Source organism: Chlorogloeopsis sp. ULAP02, from assembly GCF_038404745.2.
Classification (GTDB): Bacteria; Cyanobacteriota; Cyanobacteriia; order Cyanobacteriales; family Nostocaceae; genus Chlorogloeopsis.
The window spans coordinates 99,474-115,891 of record NZ_JAYKTT020000071.1 but is presented as its reverse complement, the minus strand read 5'-3'; the positions used below and the strand labels follow the sequence as shown (position 1 = coordinate 115,891).

Below are 16,418 nucleotides of genomic sequence, written 5' to 3'. Positions count from 1 at the left end.
AATTTCAACGATTTTAGAAAGTCGTTACCAACTTCTGTAAAGCGATGTTTCAATCCCTAATAGGGAGTAATTAGAATTTCAACCAGGGAGAACTGTTGATTATTTTGATGTGCCGCAGTTTCAATCCCTAATAGGGAGTAATTAGAATTTCAACGCTAATATGAAATCAGAATCAGAGAATAAAGAGCCGTTTCAATCCCTAATAGGGAGTAATTAGAATTTCAACGCAATCAGACAAATAAATATTAAGTTGCTAGAGAATGTTTCAATCCCTAATAGGGAGTAATTAGAATTTCAACCTCAGGCAATCACTGGTGGTTCTGATCTGGAGGATCTGTTTCAATCCCTAATAGGGAGTAATTAGAATTTCAACGATTAAAGAGGTTTTATCTCCTTATCGAGGTGTTTAGTTTCAATCCCTAATAGGGAGTAATTAGAATTTCAACACTCAAGTACCTCACAAAGCTTTGCCACGGTGCTAGTTTCAATCCCTAATAGGGAGTAATTAGAATTTCAACGCACTAGAGAGAAAGCGATAGCTATGATTAGAGCCGTTTCAATCCCTAATAGGGAGTAATTAGAATTTCAACAGCGGCAGCCCCAAAGCCAGTCAATATTAAGTTTTCAAGGTTCGTTTGCGCGGATGGGGCAATCATAGCATGAAAAATTTGGATTGAGTAGGGTATAAATCGCTCAAATCCACTCTGGGCAAGGAGCGCGGATGGTTGAGGTAGTGCGATCGCCCAACTGCCTGATTGCAAAAGCAATCCAGCGATTTTTTCTGGAACCGATTTTCCAACACCTACCCATCCGCGCATTTAGTCAAGCAAATGATGCGATCGCGCGATTGTTTATTACCGATAAATTTGACTTTAGCAAAACACTAGGCAAACAAAAAGCAAAAGCTAATACTACTCGGCATCCTGCTTCATCAGATTGTTCAGATGCGATCGCTTTTCAGATGGAAGAGTAAAAAATAATTTTTATTACTACTTAGAGTATTTACGTAATATTTATCATGAAGTTTTCTTAAGTACATCATTTTATGTTCGTACGAAGGGATTAATAGGTAAGGGTTTATTTAGGCCTGTTTCATTTTTACCTAATTGGTACGGTGTGAGATGAGATACAAAAATTACATGAACTCGGTTATTTTCAGTAAAGTAACTTCTATTGCTAGTTGTGTAGCTATTGTTTCGCAAATGGCACCAGCATTAGCTGCATCAGTAGTTCCTGACGCTATCGAGCTAAAACCGACTAATTCCACAGAGCAACTTTTAGCCGATCAGTCTGTTAGTGACTACGCAGGAAACAACGCGCCAGAAATTGTCAAAACTGCTGTTCTACAAGATATTACCCAGCGCACAAACTTAGGAATTTCTACTTTACGGATTGTAAAGGCAGAAAAGATAACTTGGCCTGATGGTTGTTTGGGTTTGAAAGGAAATGGGATTTGTTCTAAGCCTTTAGTACCTGGTTGGCAAGTTGTCGTAGCGAGCAGTAGGCAGATGTGGGTGTATCGTACAGACGAGGCTGGAACGTTAGCCATACTGGATGAAGAGTCATCGCAAGTAGCTAGCGCTATGATGGCAAAAGTACAATCTTTGACTCAGCAAAGCGGCAGTCGTACCACCAGGCAGCGCCGAACTGCAACCTTACATCAACGTAGTAGCCAAACAAGTGCTATGGGTATTGCAAACAGACAAGGCAGCACTCAGATTAGTGCGGCTACTGTTGCAGTTAAAACTAAAAAACCAGGTTTCACTCTCGCGATCTTGCAACCATCCGGTAACTTCTCGGAAGTTATTAGCCGTATTTCTGTTAAAACCAAACGTGGTAAAGGCTATGCCAAAGAGCGGTTTTTGGGCGACTATAAATACAAAATGAAGCACAAAGCGAAATTTGTAAGGGGGTTAAAAGCAGGCGATCGCGTTGTTGTGCGCTTGTACGATTTGCAAAATCGCTTTCTTGGTTACAGTGAATTTGAGTGCTTGTCGGCAAACACGATGGTAAATTTAATTTTGTCGGCGAACCCCACAGAATATAAAGTCATCCGTACAGTTTATGGTCTTGATACTGACTTTGATGGCAGGATTGATGAAGGTGCTACTACTTATGACTACTTTACGCAAGTTAGTGGTCAGCGTGTTAGTTTCCTTAGTAGTTCTAGAGAAGTTCAAGTTAACCAGTTCCAAATTCAAGGCTTGTCAGCAGTAGCCGCAAGTAGTGTTTATCCTACCTCTTTGACTAAAAGTGAGTTTGCTTTAGTTCGTCAGTCTATGAGCGTTACAAATTCCAATCTTGCACAGGCTTTGCAAGCTACTCCTGGCAGTTTGGTACAAGTGACTGAAGTTAATGATGACGGTAGTTCTACTTACGATATCACTCAGTTAATGATGGCTTATCGAGAGGTAGGTGTAGCTCCTAGTATCAAGGTAAAGTTTACTGATGTTTATTCAGATCACTGGGCGAAAGATTTTATTGCTGAATTGGCGGCGTTAGAAATTATCGAAGGTTTTCCCGATGGAAGTTTTCGCCCTGATGAGCAACTAACTCGCGCTCAATTTGCAGCAATGATTAGTCAAGCCTTTGACAGGGTAAAAGTTCGTAGCGCAATGTCATTCAAGGACGTCTCCACAGCTTTTTGGGCTTATAATGCGATCCGGGAAGCTTATCAAATGGGCTTTTTAAGAACTTATGGTAATCAGCTCAATCCTAATGAAGCCTTATCTCGCTTGGAAGTTTTGCTAGGCTTTGCTCAAGGACTAAATTACAGTGTTAGTGGTTCTACAGAGACAATTTTAGCTACTTACAGTGATGCTGCTATGATTCGCAGCGATGTCCGCAGTGCGATCGCTGCACTTACAGAAAGGGGTATTGTTGCCAATTATCCTGATGTTCAGACTCTCAATACCGAGAAAGTAGCAACCAGAGCGGAAGTGTGTGCTTTGTTATATAAAGCATTAGTCAGCACTGGCGAAGTTATGGATATATCCTCTCGGTATACTGTCGAAGGTAAAGACGCCGGATTTAGGAATATTGATAACGATGATGATGACGACGATGACGATGATGACGACGATACCAAAATCAGAAGACGTAATTGTAACCAAGGAATTGGTAACGGTGCTGAAGGGTGCGATCCTGGCAAATCTCGTCCGCATGGTGGTAGCAATGATGAAGGTGGACGTACACCAGGGCGTAAGTAACTAAATGCAATTTATGATGGGTAAGCTTGCACTCTACCCATCCGACAAAAATTGTTCTGACTATTTGTAATTATTGCTCCAGGCTTCCAACCTGCGGACATGTTTTTAAGAGTTAATCCTGATTGATAACCTTATTGCCATTATTTTGAACATAAACATCTCTAATCGGAAAAGGAATTTCGATTCTTTCTTGCTGATAGCGTTTATGTAATTTCTTAACTAAGAGATGCTTGGCAAGGCGCTGTTCAAAGAATTCATTAACACGCATATAAAGAGTATAATTTATACTAAAGTCACCAAAAGTATGAAATCTCATATAAGGTTGATTGTTCATTAAACCTGGTGCAATTTCTTGCATTACCTCTTGTGCTACTTCTAAAGTAACTCTTTCAACTTTATCCAAATCACTATCATAACTAACACCAACATTTAGAGTTAAGGTAATTTCTTTAACTGGTAAATGATAGTTAGTGAAAATGGAAGTTCCCAGCTTAGAGTTAGGTACAATAATTACGTTGTTTGAAAGCTCTTTGATTGTTGTATTTCGCCAGGTAATATCTGTAATATAACCTTCGTAACCACCATCTAATTTAACGTAATCTCCAGTTTTAACTTGTTTAGAAATAATTAAATATACACCAGAAAATAAATTAGCTAATGTGTCTTGAAGTGCCAAACCAACAGCAAGTCCACCAATACCTAAAGTAGTAATTAAAGGGGTAATTTGAATTCCTACTGTTTGTAATATAACTAAGATTCCAAAAATTAAAACTGCTATTTTAGTGATATTAGAAAATAATGATGCTGATACTCCTTCTGTTCTTTGCAAAAATAAATTAACAAAACCAGCAGTTAGTTTTGCAAAAACTAAAACGACTGAATAGAGAAAAACTATAGTAAGAACTTTTTTAATTACTTCTGAAATATTGGTATTTAAAGGATAACTCAGAGTGGCTCCAAAACAGCCAGCTAGTGTTAACCAAAGAAATGTCATTCGATACAGAGAGCTAAAGATGATTTCACTTCCTGGAATCTTTCTCCTGCTCACAAATTTTCTCAGCTTACTGAAAATTATTTTTTCACCAATAATTCCAGCAATTACACCAGCCATGATAAACACAACTGGCAAAATTATTTCCATCATATTCATGAGTAACGTGGAACTTTAAATGAAAGACTTTAGTTGATATTACATCTTTAAATTAACTTTTTAGTAATTTTTGTAGTAAGGGCATTGTCAACTTTCCTCAAACCCTTATTTTTAAGTTGTGAACAATGCCCACCTTACGCTTCTAAAATCTCTCTATATCAAGTCTCTATATCAAGCGGAAAGTGTTCCTGAGTTGATTATGTATGAAAAGCATTTTTATCTTTGTGATTTTGGTGATTGTTGTTTTAGCAGTCATACTTTTTTGCAATCGATTACGGGGGAAAAGTCTCTCATACTTGAGCGATCCTAAAAATAGGCAATTGCAAAAAGAGCTACTCACTCTCCTTGGTGGTGATGTATCTACAGCCAAGCGCCTACTCAAGCATCAACGGCAATTACATCCGGGTAAATCAGATAACTGGTACTTAGAAAAAGTTATTTATGATTTACAGCGCGATCGCAGATTCTAAAAAACTGCTTAAAATACCGAATGGGTTAAGAAATAGCTAATAGCCGAACAATGGATTTACCGCTGGTTTATCATCCAGATTACATTGCTCCTTTGCCAGAAGGACACCGTTTTCCTATGCCCAAGTTCCGGCAACTCTATGAACTATTGTTAACAGATGGAGTGGCTTCTCCTCACCAATTTCGCATTCCTCTACGCCCAGAACAAAAGCTAATCGAATTAATTCACACGCCAGAGTATGTTCAAGCTTACTATGACGGAACCTTAACTCCAAAAGCACAACGCCGGATTGGTTTGCCTTGGAGTCCGCTATTAGTGAATCGTACCTGTGTGGCAGTAGGTGGTACAATCCTGACAGCCCAACTCGCACTTAGTCATGGTTTAGCTTGCAATACTGCTGGTGGTACGCATCACGCTTTTCCTAGTTATGGTTCTGGTTTTTGTATTTTCAACGATTTAGCTATTGCCTCCCGTGCCTTGCAAAAATTTGGGTTAGTCCGAAAAGTTCTCATCGTAGATTTGGATGTTCATCAAGGGGATGGCACCGCTTTTATTTTTCAAGGTGACGATAGTGTTTTCACCTTTTCAATGCACTGTGAAGTAAACTTTCCTGGTACTAAGCAAAAAAGCGATTTAGATGTTCCTCTCCCGGTGGGAATGGAAGATGATGCCTATTTACAAACTTTGGCAGATTACTTGCCAGATTTATTGTCGGATGTCAAACCAGATTTAGTTTTTTATGATGCGGGTGTCGATCCCCATATTGGCGATCGCCTCGGCAAATTAGCCCTCACAGATACTGGCATTTATCGGCGGGAAATGCAGGTTTTGAGTACCTGTGTTGCAGCTGGCATTCCCGTTGCCTGTGTGATCGGTGGTGGTTATGCTGAGGATCTCAATGCACTAGTCTATCGCCACTCTCTCCTACACCGAGCGGCGAGTGAAGTTTATCAACAATTTCGATTGTGAAGCACTAAAGTCGTCTCCTTCGATACAATTTATAAATAAGGAGAGCCGAGGAGAAAGAATAAGGTGCTATTGAAAGGCTTTGAGATTGAGATGTACACAGGCACACCTAATGGTGATATAGTCGGTCTCTCCGACAAGATTACCGCCTCTTTAGATGGGTATGTGCGGGAACCAGATAGCCGAAATGTAGAATACACAACCGCACCAATCAGCAATTATGAACAGTTATTGTGTGCCTTAGTGCGTCCTCGCCTCAAATTGCGAGAATATCTGAAACAGTTAGGCAACTATACTTTAATTCCAGGTAGTACTCTATCTTTGGGTGGTAGCGATCGCTTTTTTCGCTCCGATCCCACAAATCCCTATCACGACTATATAGAGAATACCTACGGCACTAAAGTAGTCACTGCCAGCGTTCACATCAATATTGGTATTAGCGATCCTGAGTTGTTAATGCGGGCTTGTCGGTTAATTCGGGTGGAAGCACCATTATTCCTCGCCCTTAGTGCCTCTTCTCCTTTCTTAGATAGCAAAGCCACAGGCTACCATTCCACTCGTTGGCGTGTCTTTCCCCATACTCCTGCTTACGTTCCATTATTTGAAAGCCATGCACACCATATTGAATGGGTAGAACAGCAACTCGTAGCAGGAACAATGCAAAATGTTCGTCATTTATGGACATCTGTACGACCAAATGGCGATCGCCGCCCTTACGATTTAAATCGGCTTGAATTGCGAATTTGTGATTTAGTTACAGATCCAATTGCGTTGTTGGCAATCACTGCCTTACTAGAAGCACGTCTGTTGCAACTCTCAGAAAATCCAAAACTTGATCCGTTAACCCAAAGCAGTTTCTCTAATGAGGAACTCATCTCTCTTACCACTGCCAACGAAATCGCAGCAGCAACTTCAAGCCTTGATGCTCAACTATTGCATTGGCAAGACGGAAGAACCATTGTTGCTAGAGATTGGATTGAGGAACTTTATCAGGAAGTGTGGACACTAGCCAAGCAACAAGGTTTTAGTTGTTTTCTGTCGCCTCTGCAAAAAATTCTCCGTGAAGGTAATGAAGCCCAGCAGTGGCTGCAACTACACAAAGTTGGTTTTAGTGTTCGTAACACGATTATCCAGGCTATTAGTGCTACTCAAGAGCGGGAAATGGAGCTAGCAGACAAATTGTGTTCTAGCTTGGTGGCATAACACCGTATTTGATATCTCCAGGAAAGTGGTAGATTTTTCTGGAGAGAATTTCAACTGCTATGAGACAGAAAAGTTTGCTTTTCTTAGACAGAATGCATCATTATTCTCAAATTCACCTTTAAGTAGGAATTTATTGTTTATTTTAATTTTCTAATCAATTATAGTAATTTGATAAATATTAAAAAATTCTATATCAACTACTAATTTACTTAGATTCAGTTGTAAAAAAATATACTTTATTTTTAAAGTTCTGATAAAGTTGTCCAGAAAATGCCTCAGGTAGTTTTAGTTAATCCCCAAATCCCTCCAAATACAGGTAACATCGCTCGTACTTGCGCTGCAACGGGTACAGAATTACATTTAGTAGGGCCTTTAGGATTTGAAATTAGCGATCGCTATCTTAAAAGAGCTGGCTTAGATTACTGGCCTTATGTCAAGCTGCACTATCACGAATCTGTTGAAGCCTTTAAAATCGTACACCAGCAACTTGGGGGAAGATGGCTAGGATTTAGTGTGAAGGGAAGCTTTGACTACACCAGCTTTGAGTTTCAAGCAAACGACTGGTTACTATTTGGCAGTGAAACTACAGGTTTACCACCAAGCGTTCTCTCGGCTTGTGATGCCACTCTCTACATTCCAATGAGCCAACCCAAGGTACGCAGCTTAAATCTTTCAGTCAGCGTAGCAGTAGGCTTGTTTGAAGCACGGCGTCAGTTGGGCGATTTCCAAAAAGTTCAATAAGTGCTCACAAAGAAAGGGTACGTTAAATAATACTCTAGGTATTATTGCCTAGAAAAGCTGAACAGATTCGATGTTCTAAGTTCTTTTTGCAAGTAAAATTTCCTTCTGAATCATGCCGTAAACGCAATTATATTCCTACACCTAATTCACCTAAATTTTAAATTTTTAGCAAAATGTAGTCAAAAATACTTAGATGGCGAGTAGGATAATATAAGAAATTTGTATATTAAAAACTAGGTTAAGGTCACACCCAACGATAGATTTTCGTGAATCTAATTCTTTTCCTGGAGGGAACAAAAAAACTGTAAGTCTGTCATAACAACCATTTGAATGCATTTGTAGCTCGTTGACTTTTCATAATCATGAAAATTGCATGGAAGTTATTACGGTGATTTTTTAGGGAATAATCAACTTAAAGTCTCGTGTTGGGTTGCAGATTGAGTGAAAAAACCTTGAAAATGTCTATAGCAAGGGAAAAAGCTCTTTTAGAAACCCTGACAGGAGAAATACTTGCAGATTATGAAGGCTTGGTTAAATATATTATGTTTATCAGCCATAGTTTTTGAAGCAAGATTCAGTGAAAAAATCACGGTAACGACTGTCAAAGGTTATGAGGAGTAATAGACAAGTAAACGGCAAAATTTCATTTTTACCAAATTTAAAAGATGTAAACTTGTCTAAATTACAGAAGCAAGTTAATCTTGCCTAAGTATCTCTGGAGAGTGTGATCTTGATCTACAGTTCGATGTGATCTAAATCATTGACTAGTATCCGACCTAAATATTGAGGTCAGTTAAGCGCTAGTGATCATAGGAGGTCGTCTTTGAAACGAGCATTAAAGAAAAAAGAGAAGGCTGTGCTAGAAAACGCCCAAAGCGAGGATGTACCGGTGGAACACCAGAACGTAGTTAATCCACGTAATCATCACCGTGTACCGACAAAAGCCGCCATGATTGGTTTGGCAATCTCAATGGGAGCAACCAGCCTTTTGGTGACTCGACAAAGCGATCGAGCCCTTGCAGCAGAACCTGTAGGCAACCAAAATACAGCCTCAACAATTCCTGCTCTTGCGGAGTCAGAGGTAAAACTTGCTTCCGCAACTCGTTGGGAGTCTAAAACTGCTTCTTTGACAGGCAAGCCTGAAAATCCTGTCTTTGTTGAGCCAAAAGCCGCTTCACAAGTACCTGGATTTGGTGCACAATGGCAACCTGTACAAGTTACTGCACCATTAGCAGTAAAACAAGGTGCTTCTTCAGAAAACGCGAATGCACAAACAGTCAAAAAACAACTGCAAACAGTAGAGAAACTCTCTAGGGCTTACGGTGTTGATGCGAATCAAACTACCTTGCCTGCTGTTCAACCACAAATTTTAACTACAACAGATGCGGTTAGCAGTGAAGTCAATGCTCAACTAAAAGCACAACAAGAGTTTGCGCTCTACCGTTTACAAGAAAAATCGAATCGATTAAGAGCAAGTTTGACACAATTGCGCTCTAATCAGACTCAGGGGTTCTCACAGATTGCTGCAAATACAGTTCCATCAGCAAGTGCGCTAGAAAACTCGTCACAAGACAATACAAGCAATACTTTTACACTACAGTCAGAAACAGATTCTAAAAAAGCTAATCTGATATCTAAATTAAAGCGAGCAACTGCAACGAATCTATCTAATTCAGCAACAGCGCCAGCAGCAGTTGTACCCACACTGACAACACCGACTTTAGAGTCAACAGTAGCTTCACCAATACCTGCAACACCAGTTTTAGAGCCAACGGCAGCTTCACCAACACTTGTAGCGCTATCCACTACAGCAAAATATAAAGTCAAACGTGGGGATACGTTAGCAGCGATCGCCAGAGCATACGGCACTTCAATCTCAGAACTAGTTAAAGCCAATAATCTTACAGATCCCAATCAACTACTGGTTGATCAAAAGCTGATTATTCCTCAAATTCCAGTAAAAAATACTTCAACTCAAACAGCAGTCACACCTTATTCCCCAACTTTTAATTGGAATAGCACTTCCAAGGTTGTCAATACAAATACGAGTTCAGTTATTGCTAACAAAAATGTTCCGATGATTGGAGTTTGGCAACAAACCAGTAGCCAGATTTCGATGAATCCAGAGCCAACTCCCACCAATGTTGCAGCCCCAGTTGTCATCAATACTAGTAATACTGCGGGCATAGGTGGTGATACTCCCCTACCGAAAGTTACAAACCAGACACGGCTAGCTAAACAAGAAGATAGCACCACAATCACAAACACTAAAAGTAATCAAGGTTTACGCAGCTTACAAGCAGAAATCGAAAAACTACGAGCCAAATACCGCTCTCAACAATCTGGTAATTCAACAGTTACAGAAAATACCACTGATACTGCTGCTTTCCAAAGCTCTCCATCTAAACCGAGTGAGAATTTATCAGTACCAATTCCAGTTGCTACACCGAATCATGTAGCTGCACCTTTAATTCAAAGGTCAGTATCAATTCCTGTCCCTCAGGTTAGGGCATCTAATCAACCAGAGCCGATTAAGCCTTCTTTTCGCGCTACCCAACCAACTAACGAACCAATTAATCCTGAGTTCCAGTCTAACCGAGGTACCAAGGTAGCAACACCTTCTGTGGATGTAGATGCCTCTCGCTCTCTTGGCGTAAGACGAGGAACCAAAGTTTCTCCAGAATTACCACCTCTAGCCTCAGTTGACATATACCTGCCTAAACCGATCGAGGAAATTACACCGACATCCACAGGCTATATTTGGCCAACAAAAGGTGTTCTTACTTCTGGCTATGGTTGGCGTTGGGGACGGATGCACAAAGGTATTGACATAGCTAACGGAACTGGCACACAAATTGTTGCAGCAGCGGCTGGTGTAGTGGAAAAAGCAGGATGGAATCCTGGTGGCTATGGCAATCTTGTCGATATCCGTCATGGTGATGGAACCTTAACACGCTATGCTCACAATAGCAAGGTTCTAGTACGGGCTGGACAACAAGTACAGCAAGGTCAACCTATTTCCTTAATGGGTAGCACTGGCTTTAGTACTGGGCCTCATTTACATTTTGAAGTTCATTCCTCAGGCAAGGGAGCTGTTAATCCGATTGCTTATTTACCACAAGAGCGGCTCTAGTTCTTTTTTCTTTGTTAACTAAATGTTTCTCTGGTGTTTGAGGGAGCTTTATCTCCCTCATTTGCTTTTTAGTTAAGAAACTTTTGCTGATGAGTTCTTTGTTTTGAATACAACAAATTTATGTATGAGACTAGCCATGACAAAACTTGTGTGCTATATTTAAAAATCGGTGAGAAAAGTTTGGCTCAGTAGCTCAGTAGGTTAGAGCGGGGGACTCATAAGCCCTAGGCCGTGTGTTCGAATCACACCTGAGCCATTCAAGCAAAAATATTTTATGAAGCGTCCGGGAACACTAGGTTTAAAAGCCTTGTCTCTTTAAGAAGTGCTTGTGATTAGAGATCTAAAGAAATATTCACAGGTGATATACCTGAACCGCGATCGCTACTGAAAATAGCCTCGTAACTTTTAACTTGAGCGGAGTTGTGACGGGCTGGTTGTGTAGCCCCTACTCCTTATGAAGATAAAAAGTGGTGCTTTTTGCTAGTAACCATCCAAATCGCCTATCCATAGCATAGCAGCATCCCAGAACGGTATTGGATTTTGTTCAAGGTATTGAGTTTTTGTGCAGAAATATTTTATATCAGTTCAAAATGGCTCGGAAGAGTCGTCATCAATTTCTGCATCCCATCTAGCTGAAAGAACCTGCTCCATCATCGCTTCTATGGCACTAACATTTAACGAACGCTCCTGTCGTTCTTGCATAGGAGTAGAAAGAGGAATTAATCGCAGACAGTTTCCTTCTTGTACTAAATCGAAGCAGGTTTCTTGTTCTGGTAGCTGTTTTAATTCTAGGTAATCAAAACTATAAAGATTGAGATATAGAGTATGGTTAGCCACTAAGGTTGAACGCCGTGGGTTGGCAAACACTTCCATCACATCTCCTTCACCCTCGCTCCGCAATTCACCATCTTGGGTGTAGATATAGCGGACACGACCTAAATCGGCTAGCAATCGCCGCATATCCAACTTATTTACAACTACACCTGTGTTGATGATGCATGGAGCTGGGATCTGACTTTCGGGTAGATGATGACTCATAATCAAATTACTTTACGAGCGCAGATGGAACAAGACTAAACAGTCGATTTCGCCGCTTTCTCGTCCCTTCCATTTATTATCAACTTTGTAGGGCGATCGCCTGATCAACTGCAATAAATTATTAAATTATTTCACTAAGAAAACACTATAGAAGTGCCACTAACGAAATTGTACTTACGTAATCTTATTTAAGTAATCATTTATACTTATTTTTAATAGGAATTGAACTTTTAGCATAGCAAAATTTTATGGTGAAGTTTGTAGTCTCATTAAATCTTATTTAAATTTTTTAGTCAGAACGTAAATATATGTAAAGAAATGATCAGCAACATCTTTACAACTCAGTTTTGCAAACTCAGGATTTTAAAGTGCATATTTCACTTTAGAATTCTAGACTATTGTACAGGTGTAATTCATCGCATCTCTACTTTGCATTAGCGTAACTAACATGACAAATAAATGTCAGTGGTGGAAACAACTAGTGTTAGATTTAGGAGCATCTATCACCTTCTATACAACTATTCCACTGCCATATATAGATGCTTTCAACTTTCAAGGGGTGGCGCGACTTGCACCAGTGGTAGGGGCAATGGTTGGAGTAATTTTAGGGCTATTTGATGCTCTAATGCATTATGTGGGCATGACAATACTGACTCGCAGTGCTTTAGTAGTTTGTGTTTGGATTGCCATGACTGGAGGATTGCACTTGGATGGGGCAATGGATACTGCTGATGGGTTGGCAGTGGGTGATCCGAAGCGAAGATTAGAGGTAATGGCAGATAGTGCCACAGGTGCCTTTGGGGCAATGGTAGCAATCGCTTTAGTGCTACTCAAAACAGTGGCATTAACTGATTTACAGGAAAACCGTTGGTTGGTTTTGAGTGCAGCAATGGGTTGGGGGCGTTGGGGGCAAGTGCTGGCGATTATTCGCTACCCTTACTTAAAACCGACTGGCAAGGGAGCATTTCACAAACAAGCTATTCGTTCTGATCGAGATTGGTTGCCAACACTGTTATTTTTGGTGGGCTTGAGTATTTGGCCAATTTTAATGGAGCGAAGTAAATTATTTGAAAGTTTGGTAATAGTAATTGCAGGTAGTGCGATCGCCCTCAGCGTTGGTGCTTGGTTCAATCACAAACTAGGTGGGCATACAGGCGATACATATGGTGCAGTTGTAGAGTGGACTGAAGCTTTGTTCTTGTGCGTATTGACCACTATTTTTTAGGTTACTATTTAACTGGCTGCAATCGTGTAACTTTTAACTTGAAAGCTCCTACACCTGTTTCGCCAAAAGAGCGGACGCGGACAATATACATCCCTGCCTGGGTAATACGGGTAAATAATAAAGAATTGCTGCTGCCATCAGGCCCATCATCGTTTTCTGCTACTGTTGTACCATCTGGGCCTAGCAGTGTGACAATGCTATCGAAGTTATCAGAACTAAGATCAATAGCTAAATTATCACCCTTATTTAATTTCACCATATAATCACGAGCAAATCCACCCTGACCGGTGGGTATATCTTTATCTGATAGCGTATCGGCAACTTCATAAGTGCTGGGCAAAGGAATTGGATTGTACAGCTTATTAAGTTGGGCAAAAACTGCTGTTGAGCTCATGCCAATTACCAGCAAAGAGGTAGGAATGAAAATAGTTTGTTTCAAACCCACCGCGAAAGCTTTACTTAACATCCCCAAGAGTGTTTCCACAAAAATAGCGTAATTTGGTCAATTATAGTTTTGTTTAGCAGAGATTGCTATTTGTTCACCTTGTTAACAATCTTTAACAGCAGCAGCAACTGCTACTAAGCTAGAAACTGCGATTCCTTTTTGACGAAGTGTTTGCACAGCGGCTCTGGCGGTTGCACCTGTAGTATAAATATCATCCACTAACAAAACTTGAGCATCTGGACGATGGTAAAAGCCTTGCCCTAATTCAAAGGCTGCAACTAAGTTTCTTTCTCGTTCAGATGCAGATAAGCCGAACTGTGCGTCTGTTGCTTTAACTCTTTCTAAACCATTCTGTTTCAATTTTAATCCAGTTATTTGGCAGAAGCTCTGGGCGATGAGTGTAGCTTGGTTATAGCCACGCTGTTTTAGTTTATGGGGATGGAGTGGAATCGGAACTACTGTTAGTTTGCGATCGCATCCGTGTTGTAATAACCATGCTTCTCCTAACCATTTACCCAAAGGACGAGCAATTTGTGGCTGGTTTTCGTATTTCATGATGGTGATGGCTCGTTTGAGCATACCACCATAGGCTCCCCAAACAAATATAGGCACACAGTCTTGTCTCAAACTGCTATTGATAGGAAGACGAAATTTTTGTAACTTTTGAGTGCAGTTTTGACAAAATTCCTCTGGAGCGGAACGTTGACATAAGGGGCAATCAGATTGGAGAAATAAATTTAGCAAAGATGCGATCGCTCTGTTCCAGACTTGCATAACATTATCAACAGCTATATGGCTAAGGGGAATTAGTCATTAAGGATTTGACGTAGACACGATCGCACCGAGTTGTTTCTACACCTGTTGCCGATATATATCCGTTGCTTTCATACAACTTAACTGCTTGGGCTAAAACGCTGGCAGTTTCTATCCAGATTGAGAGAAAACCACGGGAGGCGATCGCCTCTTCTAGCTGTTGTAACAAATATTTCCCAAGTCCCAAACCTCTAACAGAGGGTAAAAAATACATTTTGCGGATTTCGACAGCATTTTCGCTACGTTTGATCGGGTAGTATGCCCCCGTGCCTACCAGTTTATTTTGGTGTTCAATTATCCAAAACTCTCCCCCTGTGGCTAAGTAATATTCCTCGACTTGCAGTACATCTTGATCTGCACCGTTTGGCTCCCAACCCAAACCATATTCTGATAATACTGATCGAATCACTTCCGCAGCGGGAATACGATCGCACTCCTGCCAGTCACGAATTAAAAAATCTTGGTAATATTTTTTCATCCCAACTCAAGTAAATAATGAACACCTAAATAAAGAACTCCATCTCCTCATTATGTTTTTAAGTAGAGTTGTAAGATCCCCGACTTCTTCGAGAAGTCGGGGATCTGTGTTTTTAATTTATTTATTTATTTATTTATATTGACTCACTTAACTGTGAATTCTCGGTTCAGGATGCAAATTTGCCAGTAATTCACTTTCAATCACCGCGAGTTCCTCTAAGCGTTGCTTGACAATTTCACGGTCAAAATAAGTATCAGCTAGTACCCAATATGTACCAAAGTGTCTCGCTTCTGAAGCCATCAAACCCGCATAAAATCTTGCTAATTCTGGCTCAGGGCAGTGAGTAGCCAATAAGCCTAAGCGTTCGTGACTGCGAGCTTCAATTAATCCACTGACAAGCAAGGAATCTAAAAAGCGATCAGGTTCTTGAGGACGAATTTGGGCTTTCAAACCCGCACCATAAGGAGGCGGTGTTAAGGAGCGCATAGGTATATTTCGGCGTTCCAGCCATTGATTTACTTGCTCGAAGTGTTCTAGTTCTTCACGAGCAATTTTAGTTAGTTCCCTTACCATCCGAGCACTAGAGGGGTAGCGAAATATCAAATTCAAAGCGACACCAGCAGCTTTACGTTCGCATTGAGCATGATCGAGGAGAATGGTGTCTAGATTTGATATAGCTTGCTCTACCCAATTGGCACTAGTGGGTTGTTTCAAAATGTTGATAGTCGGCAACACAGAAGAAAGCACGGCAAAATGTTAGAAAACTCCAGATATATCGTATCTTGTACTATTGATATTTACGGATGAATAGCTACGTTAAGATTGAGAGCGTATATAGGAGCTAGGAGTTGGAATTAAAATTTATGTATAAAGTTGCATTTATTTATATTTATGCTTAAATCCAAAATAATACAAAAATTGATTTTGTTGTTAATTACATCATAGATTTGCTGTCCCAAATATTTCTAGATGTGAGGAAGTTTCCTAAGGACAGTTTGTAAATTTATGGTAAATTGATTTATTTCTCATTAGGATTTTTTTGCAAATGAATTAGCATATTATAAATTTGACGTTTTAAGTCTTCATTATTTTGTAATTCAACAGTAATTTTATTAAATTGCTCTGGTGTGAGACCATTTTCTTTAACTATCTCTTGGGAGCGATTACAGTAATTAACTGCTATATCTCTAGCTTCACTGGGAATGCTATTTAAACTATTTGGATCGTTACAAGTCATTTTAGGAACTTCTCTATTCCCAATTATTTTCTTGATGTTTTCAAAAGCTTGTTGACGTGCTGACTCGATTTTGATGAGAGCTCTAGAGTAGCCAATTATTTCAGGATTTTTATCTGATGGGATAGTTTGTGATGGGCTTTGAGCATCCACTTTTGTATTCCATACAAACATAGTAGCTCCCAAACTAACAATACTAAGAGAACCGACAAGTAAGGAGTGAAAAATTATCTTAGCTAGGCTTGGTTTGCGAAAAGGATAATCAGATCTGTTCATTATGCTATGTACAAAACAACTATACTGAGACTTCTGTT

The 16,418-nt window shown here is 40.1% G+C and carries 15 protein-coding genes, 1 tRNA gene and 1 CRISPR repeat array; of the genes, 9 read left to right on the top strand and 7 right to left on the bottom strand.

The window, feature by feature from the left end:
• Positions 1-46: 46 nt before the first annotated feature.
• A CRISPR array of direct repeats spans positions 47-590; the repeat unit is 37 nt; unit sequence GTTTCAATCCCTAATAGGGAGTAATTAGAATTTCAAC.
• Positions 591-721: 131 nt separating this feature from the next.
• Together U2718_RS25360 and U2718_RS25355 are read left to right on the top strand one after the other, a co-directional pair.
• Complete coding sequence (locus U2718_RS25360; protein ID WP_341995867.1) at positions 722-973, top strand: hypothetical protein; 252 nt, start codon at positions 722-724, stop codon at positions 971-973.
• A 166-nt stretch (positions 974-1,139) separates the two neighbouring features.
• The gene (locus U2718_RS25355; RefSeq protein ID WP_341995868.1) at positions 1,140-3,209 is read left to right on the top strand and encodes an S-layer homology domain-containing protein; all 2,070 of its coding nucleotides are present in this window, start codon (positions 1,140-1,142) and stop codon (positions 3,207-3,209) included.
• 112 nt (positions 3,210-3,321) lie between these two features.
• Here the strand turns inward: U2718_RS25355 and U2718_RS25350 are convergent, their stop codons facing one another.
• Positions 3,322-4,353: a mechanosensitive ion channel family protein gene (locus U2718_RS25350; protein ID WP_341996293.1), complete on the bottom strand. Its 1,032-nt coding sequence runs from the start codon at positions 4,351-4,353 to the stop codon at positions 3,322-3,324.
• 209 nt (positions 4,354-4,562) lie between these two features.
• On the opposite strand from U2718_RS25350, the gene U2718_RS25345 reads away from it, so the two are divergent.
• The 6 genes from U2718_RS25345 (at position 4,563) to U2718_RS25320 (ending at position 11,127) form a co-directional block, all read left to right on the top strand.
• Positions 4,563-4,829 (top strand): hypothetical protein, encoded by a 267-nt coding sequence (locus tag U2718_RS25345; protein WP_341995871.1) that lies wholly within the window; start codon positions 4,563-4,565, stop codon positions 4,827-4,829.
• Between the two features lie 50 nt (positions 4,830-4,879).
• Positions 4,880-5,797 (top strand): histone deacetylase, encoded by a 918-nt coding sequence (locus tag U2718_RS25340; protein ID WP_341995872.1) that lies wholly within the window; start codon positions 4,880-4,882, stop codon positions 5,795-5,797.
• A 63-nt stretch (positions 5,798-5,860) separates the two neighbouring features.
• Positions 5,861-6,997, top strand: a complete 1,137-nt coding sequence (gene gshA / locus U2718_RS25335; RefSeq protein WP_341995874.1) for a glutamate--cysteine ligase — start codon at positions 5,861-5,863, stop codon at positions 6,995-6,997.
• 270 nt (positions 6,998-7,267) lie between these two features.
• Positions 7,268-7,738: a tRNA (cytidine(34)-2'-O)-methyltransferase gene (locus U2718_RS25330; protein WP_341995876.1), complete on the top strand. Its 471-nt coding sequence runs from the start codon at positions 7,268-7,270 to the stop codon at positions 7,736-7,738.
• Between the two features lie 823 nt (positions 7,739-8,561).
• Positions 8,562-10,871, top strand: a complete 2,310-nt coding sequence (locus U2718_RS25325) for a peptidoglycan DD-metalloendopeptidase family protein (protein WP_341995879.1) — start codon at positions 8,562-8,564, stop codon at positions 10,869-10,871.
• A 182-nt stretch (positions 10,872-11,053) separates the two neighbouring features.
• Positions 11,054-11,127 (top strand) — tRNA-Met (locus tag U2718_RS25320).
• Positions 11,128-11,456: 329 nt separating this feature from the next.
• Here U2718_RS25320 and U2718_RS25315 read toward each other — a convergent pair.
• Positions 11,457-11,909, bottom strand: a complete 453-nt coding sequence (locus U2718_RS25315; protein WP_341995880.1) for a hypothetical protein — start codon at positions 11,907-11,909, stop codon at positions 11,457-11,459.
• Positions 11,910-12,357: 448 nt separating this feature from the next.
• Between U2718_RS25315 and cobS the strand changes: the two genes are divergently transcribed.
• Positions 12,358-13,134, top strand: a complete 777-nt coding sequence (cobS, locus tag U2718_RS25310) for an adenosylcobinamide-GDP ribazoletransferase (protein WP_341995882.1) — start codon at positions 12,358-12,360, stop codon at positions 13,132-13,134.
• Between the two features lie 4 nt (positions 13,135-13,138).
• Here the strand turns inward: cobS and U2718_RS25305 are convergent, their stop codons facing one another.
• The 5 genes from U2718_RS25305 to U2718_RS25285 all read right to left on the bottom strand — a co-directional run bounded on the left by U2718_RS25305 (position 13,139) and on the right by U2718_RS25285 (position 16,380).
• Positions 13,139-13,600: a PPC domain-containing protein gene (locus tag U2718_RS25305; protein WP_341996295.1), complete on the bottom strand. Its 462-nt coding sequence runs from the start codon at positions 13,598-13,600 to the stop codon at positions 13,139-13,141.
• Positions 13,601-13,681: 81 nt separating this feature from the next.
• Complete coding sequence (locus tag U2718_RS25300; protein ID WP_341995884.1) at positions 13,682-14,353, bottom strand: ComF family protein; 672 nt, start codon at positions 14,351-14,353, stop codon at positions 13,682-13,684.
• 22 nt (positions 14,354-14,375) lie between these two features.
• A complete protein-coding gene (locus tag U2718_RS25295) occupies positions 14,376-14,870 on the bottom strand; it encodes a GNAT family N-acetyltransferase (protein ID WP_341995886.1) in 495 nt (164 codons plus the stop codon).
• Positions 14,871-15,017: 147 nt separating this feature from the next.
• Positions 15,018-15,617 (bottom strand): tRNA-(ms[2]io[6]A)-hydroxylase, encoded by a 600-nt coding sequence (locus tag U2718_RS25290; RefSeq protein ID WP_341995887.1) that lies wholly within the window; start codon positions 15,615-15,617, stop codon positions 15,018-15,020.
• 271 nt (positions 15,618-15,888) lie between these two features.
• Complete coding sequence (locus U2718_RS25285) at positions 15,889-16,380, bottom strand: DUF4168 domain-containing protein (protein WP_341995890.1); 492 nt, start codon at positions 16,378-16,380, stop codon at positions 15,889-15,891.
• Between the last annotated feature and the right edge of the window lie 38 nt (positions 16,381-16,418).

What these genes read in the sequence shown, in the direction of transcription:
- U2718_RS25330 (WP_341995876.1), top strand. Translation starts at nt 7,268, where the DNA reads ATGCCTCAGGTAGTTTTAGTTAATCCCCAAATCCCTCCAAATACAGGT.
- U2718_RS25340 (WP_341995872.1), top strand. Translation starts at nt 4,880, where the DNA reads ATGGATTTACCGCTGGTTTATCATCCAGATTACATTGCTCCTTTGCCA.
- U2718_RS25300 (WP_341995884.1), bottom strand. Translation starts at nt 14,353, where the DNA reads ATGCAAGTCTGGAACAGAGCGATCGCATCTTTGCTAAATTTATTTCTC.
- U2718_RS25355 (WP_341995868.1), top strand. Translation starts at nt 1,140, where the DNA reads ATGAACTCGGTTATTTTCAGTAAAGTAACTTCTATTGCTAGTTGTGTA.
- U2718_RS25305 (WP_341996295.1), bottom strand. Translation starts at nt 13,600, where the DNA reads ATGTTAAGTAAAGCTTTCGCGGTGGGTTTGAAACAAACTATTTTCATT.
- U2718_RS25345 (WP_341995871.1), top strand. Translation starts at nt 4,563, where the DNA reads ATGAAAAGCATTTTTATCTTTGTGATTTTGGTGATTGTTGTTTTAGCA.
- U2718_RS25295 (WP_341995886.1), bottom strand. Translation starts at nt 14,870, where the DNA reads ATGAAAAAATATTACCAAGATTTTTTAATTCGTGACTGGCAGGAGTGC.
- U2718_RS25350 (WP_341996293.1), bottom strand. Translation starts at nt 4,353, where the DNA reads ATGATGGAAATAATTTTGCCAGTTGTGTTTATCATGGCTGGTGTAATT.
- U2718_RS25360 (WP_341995867.1), top strand. Translation starts at nt 722, where the DNA reads ATGGTTGAGGTAGTGCGATCGCCCAACTGCCTGATTGCAAAAGCAATC.
- U2718_RS25285 (WP_341995890.1), bottom strand. Translation starts at nt 16,380, where the DNA reads ATGAACAGATCTGATTATCCTTTTCGCAAACCAAGCCTAGCTAAGATA.
- U2718_RS25315 (WP_341995880.1), bottom strand. Translation starts at nt 11,909, where the DNA reads ATGAGTCATCATCTACCCGAAAGTCAGATCCCAGCTCCATGCATCATC.
- cobS (WP_341995882.1), top strand. Translation starts at nt 12,358, where the DNA reads ATGACAAATAAATGTCAGTGGTGGAAACAACTAGTGTTAGATTTAGGA.